We start from the raw sequence: 14,073 nt of genomic DNA on the forward strand, positions 1-14,073 counted from the left end.
TCCGATGCCTGCGACAACCTACCAGCTGACCCTGTGCGGCGGACAGCGGCGCCATCCGGCCAGGATTTGCCTGCAACAGCTGTCGGACTGGCTGAAGGCCGCCGGGGTCGCCGAGCTCACGAATTACCGTTTCGCCTGGCGCGGCGGACATCCGACCCTGCTTGCCGAAATCTGCGCGGACCCGGCCGGCAAAGCCTTCGAGCACGCTCTGATCGCCTGGTGCGAGAAAGCGCTGGACCGCGTCCTGTTCGACCATCCTTGGGATGAGACTCCACTGATTGTCGAACCGGCAGACCGCGAAGGCCTGTTCAACGTGCTCAGCGTGCGCGTGGAACCGCACCCGCAGGACGATTCCGGTGAAGGACTGCCGCAGTCCTTTGCGGCGGCCTTGAGCGCCGCCATCCTGGCAGCCGGAATTCAGACGCTGGTCGATATCAAGCGTGTCGTTCCGCTCCTGCTGGCTGACAGCCTGCGCGACGGTGCCGATGTCTCATCCCTGCCCCAGGTTCCCGGGCCCAGCTTCGATCCGCGGGAAGCGGCGGCCTTGCTGCAGAAAAAACAGCACCTGCATGCAGCCGGACGACTCCAGCACGGCTTCGCCAGCCTCGACCCGGCCCTGCGCCAGCGTTTCGAACCCGTGCTGAAATTGCTCCGGGACCATCTCTCGCAGCTGGCGCCGCAGCCGTTGCGCGAGCAGTTGCCGTGCATCGTCAACCGGTTCGGCTTTTCTCCCCGTGAAGCCGAGTACCTGATCTTCGTGGCCACGCCACAGGCTTCCGCGCGTGGCGCCGGCGTGCGCGCCGCCGGCGCCCGCAAGTCGCCGGTGGCTCCTCTCTGACAGCAGGATCGATCATGTCCATCGAAGATTTGAGCACCAGCTTTCTCGGCATAATCGGATTGCCCCAGCCAGTGCCGCTGCTGCATTTCCTGGATCGGGGTTTCCACGTGATGCAGTGCAGGACCGGCAATATCGCGCGCAATTTCAATTACGTGCGCAGCTGGAGCGGACGCGAAGTCTGGGACTTCAACCTGTGCGGCGCGGCTTCCGAGACGTCACCGGAACTGGTCAAGCTGAAAGCGATCGCCGAGGCGGCCGAAAGGTATGCGTCCTCGGTCATCCTGCCTGGTGAATATCGCATCGCCTGCGCCGACGAGCTGGGCGATGAGGTGTTTGACTGGCGCGGCCTGCCCCGGCTGTCCGAGGAGGAGAAGAACTTGCCGGCGCAGTGGCTGCATGACTTCGATCCCGCGGCGCCGATGCGATGGATCGGCGCGCTGGACGTGCAGCGCCGGCGCACCGTGCTTGTTCCCGTGGTACTGAGCCAACTGTACCCGCGCGCCTGGACCAGCGAACGGTTCTGGCTGCCGATATCGACGGGCGTAGCCGTGCATACCGATATCTATAAAGCGATGACCGGCGCCATCCTGGAAGTGATCGAGCGCGATGCCCTGGCCGTCAACTGGCTGCTGCAGCGCCCTCTGCGCCGGCTGCGCTTCGATGCAGCGGTGCTGGAACGCCTTGGGCCGGTGATCGCGCAGATGGTCCAGGCGACGGACATCCGCCTGTACGAAGCCACGACGGACCTGGGCATCCCGATCGTCTATGCCAGGCGCTTCCGTCCCTCCCACGAGAAGGTCGCCAACGTCGTCGCCTGCGCCTGCGACTTCTCGCCGCTGAACGCGGTCCGAAAAGCCATCAGCGAACTGGTCATGATCAGCAACGCGCTGGAGCAAACCGATCACCGCCCGCCGGCCGACAAGCTGTATTGCGAAACGCTGCTCGACGGCGCCACCTACATGATGCGTCCGGAAATGGCCGGCGCGTTTGGTTTCCTCGACGCCGGCGGCGAACTGGACCTGCGCGAGTGGGCCGGGCCGGACCTGCCGGCCGAGGACAGCGAAGCGCGGTTCGACGCACTGGTCGCGACGGTGGCGGCGGCCGGCAAGAACCTGTACCTGACCGAACTGACCTGCGATGAATTGGAAGATGTCGGCTTGCGCGCTTTCCGCGCGATCCTGCCGGAACTGATGCCCATGAGTTTCATGCACCGGGCCCGCTTTCTCGGTTCGGCGCGGCTGGAGGAATTCCAGCGGTGGCTCGGCCGCGATGGCGACATCCGCAATTTCCTCAATCCCGATCCCCAACCGTTTGCCTGACGTCCTGGGAGTTCCCATGCGTTCCTCGCTGCTGATTCATCATGGTTGTTTCGGCGCTGCCGTTCATAAGCTGCTGGCCAGCGAATCGGATGTCATCGACGCGCGCGCGGCGGATCACTGGCCGCCCGGCGAGGCGCCGCTGTCGCGCGACTCCGAGGTGCTGGTGGCGATGGGCTCGCCGGACATGCATTTCTTGAAGCGCGTCTGCGAGCTTTACCCTTCGGCCCGCGTCTGCGGCGTCTTCCTGTTCGAACGCTTCCTCGTCATCAGCCCGGTATTCGGCGCCGGCCAGCCCTGCTGCGACTGCTTTCTTCGCCGCTTCACCTCGCACCCGCCCTTCCCCTACACGGTGGAGGCGACGGAGGCCATCGTCAGCCTTGCCGGCATTGCCAGCGGCCACGAATATCTGGGTTTCCCGCCGATGGCCGTGCGCATCGCCCGGGAGATGGCCAGCGCCCAGTTTCAGACAAGCTCCCACCATTGCAGCCTGGTCGACCTGGCCAACACCCACCACCAAAGCGTGCGCCTGGTTCCGCTGCACGGCTGCGCCTGCAGGCGCGGCTCGATCGCCCACGCCGGGCGTTTCGTTCGCTTTCGCAAGGAGCTCGCATCGTGACCCGCCCAGCCAGCATCAAATTTACCGGCGACCCCGAAATCGATGCGACGGTGCCGCGCTTTCCCAAGGTGCTGCCGGAGGTGACCTGGCTCACCGCCAGCGCCACCCGGGTTGTGGCCATCGGCGCCCTGACCGCAGGGCTTGATTGTTCAGGAGGCCAGCTGCGGACAGCCTGGAATTTTTGCATTGATCGGCATCCGGGAGGACGCGGACCAATCGGCCGACATCGATGTGCTGCTCGAACGCGGGCAGATCGTCCTCCCCGTGCGCTTTCACGGCGCGGTGCTGGACATCGGCCCCGTGCTCGCCACGCAGGGCGGCAGCCATTACGAGGATTACCGGCACAGCCTGGGCGGTGCCACGCCAGCGGCGCCGGAGGCAAACCGTCGGCTGCTCGCGGACCTGGCGGTCCAGATGCTGCTGCTCCTGAACGCGCGCACGGTGCCGCTGCAACTGAACCATAACCTGCTGCGCTTCAGCATGGCGAAGGGCCAACCCAGGACGGAACGCCTGCCGCTGCTGCGCGGCCAGCCGCTGCTGGCAACGCTGGGCGCAGAGTGCCGTGACCGGTTGACCCGCCAGGCGCGCATTGCTGTCCCCAGCCTGAACCGCGTCGGCACCAAGACCCACGAAGGACACTATGCACCGGAGAACCTGGCGGTGGCGAAGGAATTACCGGTGGCGATCGGCCAGGCTGCGTTGCACGGCGGGACCGCGGCGGCAGGCATCAGGACCGCCGTCCTGCTCGAGGTGCTCGAATGCGCTTTCGGGTACCGCTCAACCCAAAAGGATATCGCTTCGCGCCTCTGCCCGACCGGCGGCAACCTCGGCTCGCCCGAGTGCCTGGTTCTGGTCAAACGAAACGGCCAGACCAGCATCCTGCGCTACATCCCGCTCAAGCATCAACTGGAACTGGTGCACAGCGGCGCCGCGCGCGAAGAGCCGGCGGTTGCCGATTCCATCCACGTTGTCTGCATCGGCAACCGGGAAAAAACCACGCGCAAGTACCATGAGTTCGGCGAGAACCTGGCGTGTATCGACGCCGGCGTGGCGCTCGCCTTTTTCAAGAATGCCGCCGAAGTGCGCGGCCTTGCCGTGACGCTGGACGAAAACGGGCCCATCGAACCGGTCCTCGATGAAGTGCTTTCGCTGCGGACGGAATACTACCGCGTGATGTGGACCAGCCAGGTGAGCGATGCGGGGCTGGGTCCTCGCCTGGGTGGAACCTGTCTCGGCGCGCGCCGCAAGCTGGAACAGCGCGTCGCCGCGCGCAAGGCTTGCCGCCTTTACGATGCCAGCAACGTGCAGATGAAAATGGTAGTGAGCCTGCTGCGCGAGGCCACGCCGGCTCTGTCGCCGGGCTTGCGCGAGCAGGCGCTGGCGCAGCTGACCGTCGTGATACGCGCCAGGTCGGGGCAGCGCTATCACCTGCATGCGCTCACCGCCGGCGCCGCGCCATCGCTGCTGCGCCTGCCCTTGGCCGACGCGCATCATGACACCTGCCTGTTCATGCAAACCCGCCTGGCAGAGGCGCCGGTTCAGCTATTCTTCCTCACCCCGCTGCACCGCATCCTGGAGCGTCACGGCCCTGAGGGTCACGACGCCAGCCTGTCGGTGGCCGGAGAGTGGGTGGCCCGCCTTTGGTTAAGGCTGGCGGAAAACGGCCTGGCGGGCTGTCCTTGCGGCGCCGTGGTAGAAGACGATTTGCTGGCGCAACTGCCGCCGCAGTTTGCCCGGCATTTCAATCTGTTTGCATTTGTCTTTGGCCGGGAAAGCGCGACGTGAGCACCTGGGTCTGCCTCGCGTCGAGCTGCAGGTGGCTCAGGCTCCCCGACGGCGCGATCGCGGTGCGCCTGCGCGATGGCCGCCGCTTCGAGTGCGGCAGGGGCGCCACGCCGATGCTTGACGCGCTGGCGGGCGGGATTCTCGAGCAGGACCTGGAGCAGAACTACCTGTGCGAGCCGCATTGCAATGCGCTGTGGCTGACCTTGAGCGAGCTGCGTCTGATCGAACAGCGCAGTTTGCCGCGCCGCGAACCGGTACCGATCGCGGCGATCACCGCCGCGGCCGCGCCGCCTAACCGTGGCGCCGCGCGCAGCTGGCTTTGCCTGCTCCTGGTTTGCCAGATGGTGAACCTGTGGGCGGCATCGGCGGGCCTGGGCGCCCGGCTTGGGGAAGCAGGCGCCAGGGAAAACCTGCTGGGCGCCGGCATCGGGCCGGTGTGGATACTGCTCGCCTTGCTGGCGTTCGCCTTGCATGCATGCCTTCACGAGCTGAGTCACGCAGGCATGGCGGTAGCTGCCGGCGTGAAAGGGCGCATCGTCTTCTTTCGCGATGGCTTCTGGCGGCCGCGCTTCGAGGCCGGGCCGCAGCCGGGCCTCGAACGTGCGTGCGCCGTCGCCGCCATCCTTGCCGGCGGCCCTCTGCTCGATATGAGCGTCATGGGCGCGGCGCTGGCGCTCATTCTGTCGGGCGCTATTCCGGCCGCTCCGCTGGCCGCCGCCTGGTGCGTCGCCGGCATCCTGGCGACCCTGAACATGGCGCCGGTTCGCCGCACGGACGGAAACCAGCTGCTGGCGCTGGCCGCGCTGACGCCATTTCAACGCCACGGATACGTCATCGCCAGCACTGCCGCCGGCCTCGGTCTTGTCATGACGAGCGGGCGGCTGGCCGGACATTACCTGGCGGCGGGATTCTAGCTGCAATTTTTTTATAAAGGAAACAAGTTTGCATAAAATGCATGCAACTTGATCTATATTACATCCGTGATGTCTTTGGTAGCAATCGCCAAAAACGCGCTCCCGGTATTCTGATCTTCGCCGCCAGCGCTTTGGACAGTCCGGCGCAACCACGCGTCATTGCTATCACTTGGAGACCAATCATGCACATTTACACCGTTAACACAGCCAATCAGTCGGAATTCGACATCGTCCTCAGTGCCCCTGGCGATGCCGCCGACCTGCGGCTGGAAACCTTGAACGCCGAAGTATTCAACTGTTTCGGCACCTTCGGTTGCCTTGGTACCTTCGGCTGCGCCACCGGCAGCCTCGGGTCGGCCGGTTCCGCCGGCTGCTTCGGATCTGCCGGTGGCTGAAGCTCCACGCAATAACGGGGCTTCGGTTCTGTCTGAAGGGACGGGTGCTTCAGACAGAACTCCAGCCGGACGTCCACCAAAAACCTCACCATAGGATGGATTCATGCAATCGAACCGCAAGATGGCGATCATCTCCACCATTGTCGGCGCCGCCTGCTCGGTTGTCGGCATCGTTGCCGGCTTTTACATCGGCGTGCTCAAACCCCTGATCGCCACTGGTGCGTGGAAGCGCATCGGCATCGACAAATTTGTCATCAGCGCGCTCCTGATCGTCCTGGTCGGGGTCGGCATAGGCCGGCTCGCCCAGCGCGCGCTTCGTCAACGCAAGCACTCCGACCATGAACAAGACGCGTGGTGACGCGTCGCTGCGACACCCGCACTCGACTGGAGCGGCCATGACCAGCAACCTCGCTCCGTGGAACGTCTTGCTCGATCCACAGGGAACCTTCAGTGCACTGGAACAGAAGCCGCGCTGGCTGTTCAGCCTCAGCCTGCTCGTGCTGTCGAACCTGGCCATCTGGATCTACTACTATCAGGTGGTGGACTTCGACTGGCTGCAAAACTTCCTGGTCAGTAGTAACCCCGATATCAGGACCGGCAACGAGCGCGCGCAAGCCCTGCATTTTCTGCAAAGGGGGAATTTGGTACGCATGGCCTGCCTCGGTGTACTCATCGGCATTCCGCTGATGTGCCTGATATCCGCGACCTACTACAGCCTGGTGGGCAAACTGATGGGCATCGATGAGCGCTTCCCGGCATGGTACGGCTTCGTGGTATCGACCGCCTTCCCGGGGATCTTGTCGGTCCCGGTCATGCTGGGCGCTGTGCTGATGAGCGACGGCCGCATTTCACCGGAACAGATGAATCTCCTGTCGATCAATTCCCTGTTTTTCGACGGGAATGCGGAAGCGCCGTTCAAGGGGCTGATGGATGCCCTGAACCTGACGACGCTGTGGAGCGTCGCCCTGGCCGGATACGGGCTGCGACAGTGGAGCGGGCGTTCCTGGTGGCTGTGCCTGTTCGTCGCCCTGCTTCCCATGGCGATGATATACGGCGCTTGGCTGGCGGCCAGCATGGCTTGAACCGGCGCCGGTCGGGCTGATGTGGTTTGTTGATGTGACCGATCAGATCAGCCCGATTAATCCGCTACCATCGACGCACGAATTCGAATGCGATCTCTCGCGAGGAGAACCATGCGGCGCAAACTCATTGCGGCAACCCTGATCGGCGCTGTGCTTGCTGCTCCCCTTGCATTCAAGTTCAGTCGCGGCAAATCAGGGCGCGCGGCGGAACTGATGACGGTGAAGAACCTGGAAATCCGTCCGTCGATCCTGGCCACCGGCAACCTCGTGTTTCACCAGGAGGTGCAGCTCTCGCCCGAAGTGATCGGCAAGATCGCCGAGGTCAACGTCAGGGAAGGCGACAAGGTTACCAAGGGCCAGCTGCTGATGCGGCTCGACTCCACCGGTTATCTGACCGAGGTCGCGCAGCAGGAGGCAAGCTGCCGCAACGCCGCCATTGCGATCGAGCGGGCCGAGATCAACCTCGCCAACCAGCGGCGCAACCTCGAGCGCGCGCAACGCCTGTACAAGGACAAGTTCATCGACGTATCGCGGTTCGACGGCGCCGCCCATCAAGTCGCGCTTGCCAAGGTCGAGCTGCGTGTCAGCCGCGAAACGCGCGAGCAGGCCAGCGCGATGCTGTCGCGGGCCAGGGAGCAGCTGGCCAAGACCGAGGTGCGCGCGCCCATCAACGGCACCGTCACCGTCGTCTCGATCAAGGTCGGCGAGACGGCGGTCGCCAGCGCGACCGGCATCGCCGGCTCGTCGCTGATGACGATTGCCGACGTCGGCTCCATGATGGCCGAGGTGAACGTGGACGAGGCCGATATCGCCCGCGTCGGCATGGGGCAGACGGCCCGGGTTTATCCCGCCGCCTTCTCCGGCCAGCCGGTGGCGGGCAAGGTGGTCAGCGTGGCGATGGCGCCCAGGGCGGCGGCGCCGGGTGCGCCGGCCAGCCAAGGGCACAGCTACGTCGTCAAGCTGCAGCTGGACGACCCGGGACTGGCGCTGCGCTCGGGCATGACCTGCCGCGTGGAGATCGTCGTCGGGGCCATCGCGCCCAAGCCCGCCGTCCCGATCCAGGCCCTCCTGAGCGAAGCGGTCCGCGACGGCAAGGAACGCATCAAAAATGTCAGCTACGTGTTCGCGGTCGCGGACGGCAGGGCGACAAAGAAGGTGGTCGAACTGGGCGTGTCGGACGATATCAACCAGGAAGTCGTCACCGGCCTGCGCGCCGGTGAAATTATCGCCGTGGGACCAGCGCGCGTGCTGCGCGACCTGCACGAAGGCGATCGTGTCAGCGCACAAAGAGCCGACGTGGCGCTCGCTTCCGGGCGCCGGCCGTGATCCGCTTTCAGGCAGTCGCCAGGCACTACGCGATGGGCGACCAGACGGTCCATGCGCTGAGGGAGATCGACCTGCTGGTCGAACGCAACGAGCTGATCGCCATTACCGGCGCCTCCGGTTCCGGGAAATCGACGCTGATGAACATCATCGGCTGCCTCGACAGGCCGAGCGCGGGCCAATACTGGCTCAACGGCCGCGACGTGGCCGCCATCCACGGCGACGGACTGGCGCAAATCCGCAACCGCGAGATCGGCTTCATCTTCCAGAGCTTTCATTTGCTGACCCGCGCCAGCGCATTGGACAACGTGGCGCAACCGCTGGTGTACCGCGGCGTGCCGCCGCGGGCGCGCGCCGCCATGGCGCGGGAGGCGCTCGAGCGCGTCGGTCTCGGCGAGCGCCTGCACCATCGGCCCAACGAGCTGTCCGGCGGGCAGCGCCAGCGCGTGGCGATCGCCCGCGCGCTGGTAGGAAAGCCGTCGATTCTGCTCGCTGACGAACCGACCGGCAATCTCGATTCGGCCACCAGTTGCGACATCCTTTCCCTCATCCATGAAGTGCATCGGCAGGGACAGACGGTCGTCATGGTGACCCACGAGCCGGGCATCGCCGCGCAGTGCCAGCGCACGGTATGCCTGCGCGACGGCGTGCTCCTGTCGGACACCCGCCGCCCGCCGGAGAGCTAGCATGGTGCTGTTGATCGAAAGCCTGCGCTCGGCCCTGGCGTCGATTCGCGCCCACCGGGTGCGCAGTTTCCTCACCTCGCTCGGGATCATCATCGCGGTCGCCTCGGTCATTGCGGTGACCTCGCTGATCCAGGGCCTGTCGCAAAGCGTGAGCGCGCAGCTCGAAGGTCTGGGCGGCAATGGCGTGACCGTCCGGGCGCGCAACGAGTTCAAGGACGTCATGCGCGGCAAGTTGAACTATCTGCGCTTCGACGACGTGGACCAGTTGCGCCTGCGCGTCGATGACATCCGCGAACTCGGCCCGGTCTTCTCGCCCGCCCCTTCCGAGGTGCGCCATGCGGGCGTTTCGACGACGGCCCAGGTGTTCGCCACCACCGCCAGCTATCAGGACGTGAACCTGCGCTACCCGGCCGCGGGTCGATTCATCAGCGAGTCCGATAATAACAGCGCGCGCCGGGTCGCCGTGATCGGCCCCAAGCTCATTGAAGAGCTGCACCTGCCCGACTACCCGGTCGGTCAATTTCTTCTCTACGCGAACGAATGGTTCCGGATTGTCGGCGTCATGGAAAAGCGCGGCGAAATCTTTGGAATGTCGCAGGACAATTATTTGATCATCCCGTTCAAGACGGGCCGCAGCATCATCGGCAACAATACCCGTCCGCAGCTGGCGATCACGCTGGCCGTGCGCGACCTTGCGCGGCTGGACCAGACCCGGCGCCAGATCGCCGGCGTCATGCGCCAGGTGCATCATCTGCAGGCCGGCGACGAGGACGATTTCGTGATCGAATCGGCCGACCAGATCGCCAGGACGTTCGACAAGCTGAGCAATACAGTCACCTTCGTCATGGGCGGCGTGGTGGGCATCGCGCTGCTGGTCGGCGGGATCGGCATCATGAATATCATGCTGGTGTCGGTCAAGGAACGCACCCGTGAAATCGGCATTTGCAAGGCCATCGGCGCGCGCAGCGGCGACATCCTTCTGCAGTTCCTGATCGAAGCGGTCGCGCTTGCCGTGCTCGGAGGTGTGCTGGGACTGGCGCTGGGCTGCGCGCTGGCGTTTGCCGTCGCCAGCGTGATTCCCGATTTCCCGCCGCCGTTCGTTCCGTTGTGGGCTGTTTTGCTGGCGATGCTATTTTCGGGCACCGTCGGCGTCGTGTTCGGCGTCGTGCCCGCAAGCCAGGCCGCCCGGCTCGATCCGATCGACGCGCTACGCTACGAATGAACGGCGCGGCGCGGCTGGCGCACGTTTGCAACGCAAGCGCCAGGCCAGCCCCGCCCCGCCCGCTGTATAATTGATGCACCATGAGCACCAACCTGTCCCCGATCGAGTCCCAGTTCGCCACGGTTGAAGAGGCCGAAGCGTACGACATCTGGCTGCGCGCGAAAGTCCAGGCGTCGCTAGACGACCAGCGTCCATCGACTTCGCACAATCAGGTAATTGAAAAGCTGTTGAAGATCATCGAAGCCAAGCGCAATGCCAATGCTTCCGATCCTCTGGCGTCCTGAAGCTGAAAACGATCTCGCGGCCATCCTCGAATTTATCGCGGAGCGCAATCTGCAATCCGCCCTCGACCTGCTCGAAGACATACGGGGTGTTGTTTCCCAACTACCGCACCATCCATACCTGTATCGCCTGGGGCGAGTCCCTGGAACGCGCGAACTCGTTGCCCATCCCAATTACATCGTCGTGTATCGCGTCACCGCGACTGCAATTGAAATAGCCGCAGTAGTACATGCCCGCCAGCAGTACCCCTGATCTTGAACGCTGCATCCCCGCAAGCCGCTGGAGAACGCGCCGATGAATTTCCCTGACGTATAATCCTTGCCTTCCCGGCACGCATTGCTCTGTCGCCGGCGCGACCACCCTGACCTATGCTACCTAGCGACCTTCCGTTCATCGACCACTCTCCATTCCCGCACACCCTGGCGGACCTCGTCGCCCGTTTCGACTGGTCCTCGACATCGCTGGGCGACATGGCCAGCTGGCCGCAAAGCCAGCGTGCGATCGTGGCGTTCGCGCTGCGCTCTCCGCTGGGAATCGCGATCATGTTCGGCGCGGACGGCGTGATGATCTATAACGACGCCTACGCGGCAATCGCCGGCGACAGGCATCCGCGCATGCTAGGCATGAAGGTGACGGACGTGTGGCCCGAAGCGGCCGAATTCAACGCGCACGTCGTCGCTACCGGCCTGGCCGGCAAGACGTTCTCGTACGCGGACCAGGAGTTCGCGCTGACCCGCAACGGCAGCACGCAGCAGGCCTGGTTCAACCTCGATTACTCGCCGGTCTTCGGCGACGACGGCACGCCGATCGGCGTAATCGGCATCGTCGCGGAAACCACGTCGAAAGTGCGCGCCGAGCGCTACCTCGCTGGCGAAACCGCGCGCATGAAGTCGATGTTCGCGCAGGCGCCCGGCTTCATGACCCTGCTCACCGGCCCGCAGCACATTTTCACGCTGGCCAATGAAGCCTACTTCGAACTGATCGGCCACCGCGACATCATCGGCCAGACGGTTGCCGAGGGCTTGCCCGAGGCGGCCGCTCAAGGCTTCGTCGGACTGCTCGACGACCTGTACCGCTCCGGCGAGACATTCAGCGGCAATGCAATCCTGTTCAAGGCCGAGGCGACCGATACATCGCCGGCGCGCGAACGCTATCTCGACTTCGTCTATCAGCCGGTACGCAACGACAACAACGAAATCTTCGGCATCTTCGTGCAGGGCTCGGACGTCACCGACCGCGTGCTGGCCGAACTGGCCGCGCGCGAGAGCGACAACACCTTCCGCACTTTGGCGCAGGCCTTGCCGAACCAGGTGTGGGCCTCCGCCGCCGACGGGGTGCTCGACTGGTTCAACGAGCGCGTGTATGCCTACTCCGGCGCGACTCCGGGCGATCTCGATCACGGCGGCTGGGCTTCGATGGTCCACGAAGAAGACATCGGCGCCGCCGCACAGGCCTGGGAAGCGGCGAACAAGTCGGGCGACGGCTACGAAATGGAGTTCCGCCTCAGGCGCGCCGACGGCGCCTACCGCTGGCACATCGCGCGCGCCCTGCCGATCAAGGACGAACACGGCGCAGTGCAGCGCTGGGTCGGCACCAATACCGACATCGAAGACCAGAAGCTGGCGGCCAAGGTCATGTCGAACATGAACGCGATCCTCGCGCTCGAGGTCAGCCGGCGCACCGCCGAGCGCGATCGCATGTGGCTGTTGTCGAGCGACCTGATGCTCGTGGCCGACTTGGACGCGAACATCACCGCTGTCAATCCGGCCTTCACCACCCTGCTCGGCTGGCGCGAGTCGGAGGTGGTGGGCACCTCATTCATCGACCTGGTTCACCCGGACGATGTGCAGGCCACGCTGGCCGAAGTGGCGACGCTGGGCGAAGGCAAGAACACCTTCAAGTTCGAGAACCGCTATCGCCACCATGACGGCAGCTACCGCATCCTGGCGTGGTCCGCTTCGCCCGACGAAGGCTTCATCCACGCGGTCGGGCGCGACGTGACCAGCGAACGCGAAGCGGCTGAAGCGATGCGGCGCACCGAGCACGCGCTGCAGCAGTCGCAGAAGATGGAGACCATCGGCAAGCTGACCGGCGGCGTGGCGCACGACTTCAACAATCTGCTGCAGGTCATTTCCGGCAACCTGCAGCTGCTGCTGTCGGATGTCGAGAGCAATCCGCGCGCCTTGCGCCGTGTCGAAAACGCGATCGGCGGCGTCATGCGCGGCGCCAAGCTGGCCAGCCAGCTGCTCGCCTTCGGCCGGCGCCAGGCGCTCGAGCCACGGGTGGTCAAGATCAGCCGCTACGTGGCCGGCATGGACGACATGCTGCACCGGACCATCGGCGAGGAAATCGAACTCGAGACGGTCATCTCGGCCGGCTTGTGGAACGTGCTGGCCGATACCGCGCAAGTGGAAAACGCCGTGCTGAACCTGTGCATCAACGCGCGCGACGCCATGGGCGGCGTGGGCCGCCTGACGATCGAGGTCTGCAACGCCACCCTCGACGATGCCTACGCGAGCAACCATGTCGATGTCGTTCCCGGCCAATACGTGATGATCGCCGTGAGCGATACCGGCAGCGGCATGACGCCCGAAGTGCTGCAGCAGGCGTGCGAGCCATTCTTCTCCACCAAGCCGGAGGGCAAGGGCACCGGCCTTGGCCTGTCGATGGTGTACGGCTTCGTCAAGCAGTCGGGCGGCCATATCAAGATTTACAGTGAAGTCGGCAGCGGCACCTCGGTGAAACTTTACCTGCCCCGCTCGCACGAGGCGGAAGACGCGACCGCGCTGGCGACCGTGCGGCCGATCACCGGCGGCAGCGAGACCATCCTGGTCGCCGAGGATGACGACGATGTGCGCGAGACCGTGGTCGAACTGCTCGGCGAGATGGGCTACCGCGTGCTGAAGGCGAATGACGCCGCCAGTGCGCTGGCGATCATCTCGAGCGGCATGCCGATCGACCTGCTGTTCACCGATGTGGTGATGCCCGGCCCCCTGCGCAGCCCGGAGCTGGCGCGCAAGGCGCGCGAACTGCTGCCGCAGCTGGCGGTGCTGTTCACCTCGGGCTACACCGAAAACGCGATCGTGCATGGCGGCCGGCTCGACGCCGGCGTCGAACTGCTCGGCAAGCCTTACACGCGCGCGGCGCTGGCGCAGAAGATTCGCCATGTGCTGGCCAACCAGAAGCAGCGCGTGGAAGCGGAGACGGCGGCGCGCGCGCTCGACGCCGCAGCGCCGAGAACACCGGCGGGATCGGCGCTGAAGATCGTGCTGGTCGAAGACGACGAAGCGCTGCGCACCATCACCACCGAAATCCTGGAACACTTCGGCCATTCGGTTTCGCAGGCGGGGGATGCGGAGAGCGCGCTCGCGCTGCCGGCACTGCGTTCGGCCGATGTGCTAATCACCGACCTTACGCTGCCGGGGATGTCGGGCGAAGCGCTGGCGCAGCGCGCCAGGTCGCTGGCGCCGGATCTGGGGATCGTATTGGCTTCCGGGCGATCGAGCGAAAGCGACGTGAAGAATGCGGTGCACCTGCTCAAACCCTTCGACATGGATGCGCTGAGCGTCGCGCTGCAAAAAGTGCTGCTGCGTTAAATCCGGGGCGCCGAT

At 65.0% G+C, this 14,073-nt stretch carries 14 protein-coding genes; all 14 read left to right on the forward strand.

Features of this window, described 5'->3' with window-relative positions; genetic code table 11:
• The first annotated feature begins 4 nt into the window (after positions 1-4).
• Positions 5-838, forward strand: a complete 834-nt coding sequence (locus Q4S45_RS15410; RefSeq protein WP_305505695.1) for a hypothetical protein — start codon at positions 5-7, stop codon at positions 836-838.
• 14 nt (positions 839-852) lie between these two features.
• Positions 853-2,157 (forward strand): YcaO-like family protein, encoded by a 1,305-nt coding sequence (locus Q4S45_RS15415; protein ID WP_305505697.1) that lies wholly within the window; start codon positions 853-855, stop codon positions 2,155-2,157.
• Positions 2,158-2,173: 16 nt separating this feature from the next.
• On the forward strand, positions 2,174-2,773 hold the full coding sequence (locus Q4S45_RS15420; RefSeq protein ID WP_305505699.1) for a hypothetical protein: 600 nt from the start codon (positions 2,174-2,176) through the stop codon (positions 2,771-2,773).
• A 186-nt stretch (positions 2,774-2,959) separates the two neighbouring features.
• Positions 2,960-4,558, forward strand: coding sequence for a nitroreductase family protein (locus tag Q4S45_RS15425; protein ID WP_305505700.1), 1,599 nt, complete (start codon positions 2,960-2,962; stop codon positions 4,556-4,558).
• Positions 4,555-5,472, forward strand: a complete 918-nt coding sequence (locus tag Q4S45_RS15430) for a hypothetical protein (protein ID WP_305505702.1) — start codon at positions 4,555-4,557, stop codon at positions 5,470-5,472. Before Q4S45_RS15425 ends, Q4S45_RS15430 begins: the two co-directional genes overlap by 4 nt.
• A 41-nt stretch (positions 5,473-5,513) precedes the next feature.
• Positions 5,514-5,867 (forward strand): hypothetical protein, encoded by a 354-nt coding sequence (locus Q4S45_RS15435; RefSeq protein WP_305505705.1) that lies wholly within the window; start codon positions 5,514-5,516, stop codon positions 5,865-5,867.
• Positions 5,868-5,970: 103 nt separating this feature from the next.
• Positions 5,971-6,225, forward strand: coding sequence for a hypothetical protein (locus tag Q4S45_RS15440; RefSeq protein ID WP_305505707.1), 255 nt, complete (start codon positions 5,971-5,973; stop codon positions 6,223-6,225).
• A 37-nt stretch (positions 6,226-6,262) separates the two neighbouring features.
• Positions 6,263-6,949, forward strand: coding sequence for a YIP1 family protein (locus Q4S45_RS15445; RefSeq protein ID WP_305505709.1), 687 nt, complete (start codon positions 6,263-6,265; stop codon positions 6,947-6,949).
• Positions 6,950-7,060: 111 nt separating this feature from the next.
• The gene (locus Q4S45_RS15450) at positions 7,061-8,275 is read left to right on the forward strand and encodes an efflux RND transporter periplasmic adaptor subunit (protein WP_305505711.1); all 1,215 of its coding nucleotides are present in this window, start codon (positions 7,061-7,063) and stop codon (positions 8,273-8,275) included.
• A complete protein-coding gene (locus Q4S45_RS15455) occupies positions 8,272-8,958 on the forward strand; it encodes an ABC transporter ATP-binding protein (protein ID WP_305505713.1) in 687 nt (228 codons plus the stop codon). Before Q4S45_RS15450 ends, Q4S45_RS15455 begins: the two co-directional genes overlap by 4 nt.
• Position 8,959: 1 nt before the next feature.
• The gene (locus Q4S45_RS15460) at positions 8,960-10,180 is read left to right on the forward strand and encodes an ABC transporter permease (RefSeq protein ID WP_305505716.1); all 1,221 of its coding nucleotides are present in this window, start codon (positions 8,960-8,962) and stop codon (positions 10,178-10,180) included.
• 80 nt (positions 10,181-10,260) lie between these two features.
• Entirely contained in the window at positions 10,261-10,464 is a 204-nt protein-coding gene (locus Q4S45_RS15465; RefSeq protein ID WP_305505718.1) for a stability determinant, read from the forward strand.
• A complete protein-coding gene (locus Q4S45_RS15470) occupies positions 10,439-10,714 on the forward strand; it encodes a type II toxin-antitoxin system RelE/ParE family toxin (RefSeq protein WP_305505720.1) in 276 nt (91 codons plus the stop codon). Before Q4S45_RS15465 ends, Q4S45_RS15470 begins: the two co-directional genes overlap by 26 nt.
• 116 nt (positions 10,715-10,830) lie before the next feature.
• Positions 10,831-14,058 carry a PAS domain S-box protein gene (locus Q4S45_RS15475; RefSeq protein WP_305505722.1) on the forward strand — a complete coding sequence of 1,076 codons (3,228 nt, stop codon included), beginning with the start codon at positions 10,831-10,833 and terminating at the stop codon, positions 14,056-14,058.
• Positions 14,059-14,073 lie beyond the last annotated feature (15 nt).

Source organism: Massilia sp. R2A-15 (genome assembly GCF_030704305.1).
Lineage (GTDB): Bacteria > Pseudomonadota > Gammaproteobacteria > Burkholderiales > Burkholderiaceae_D > JAFCUW01.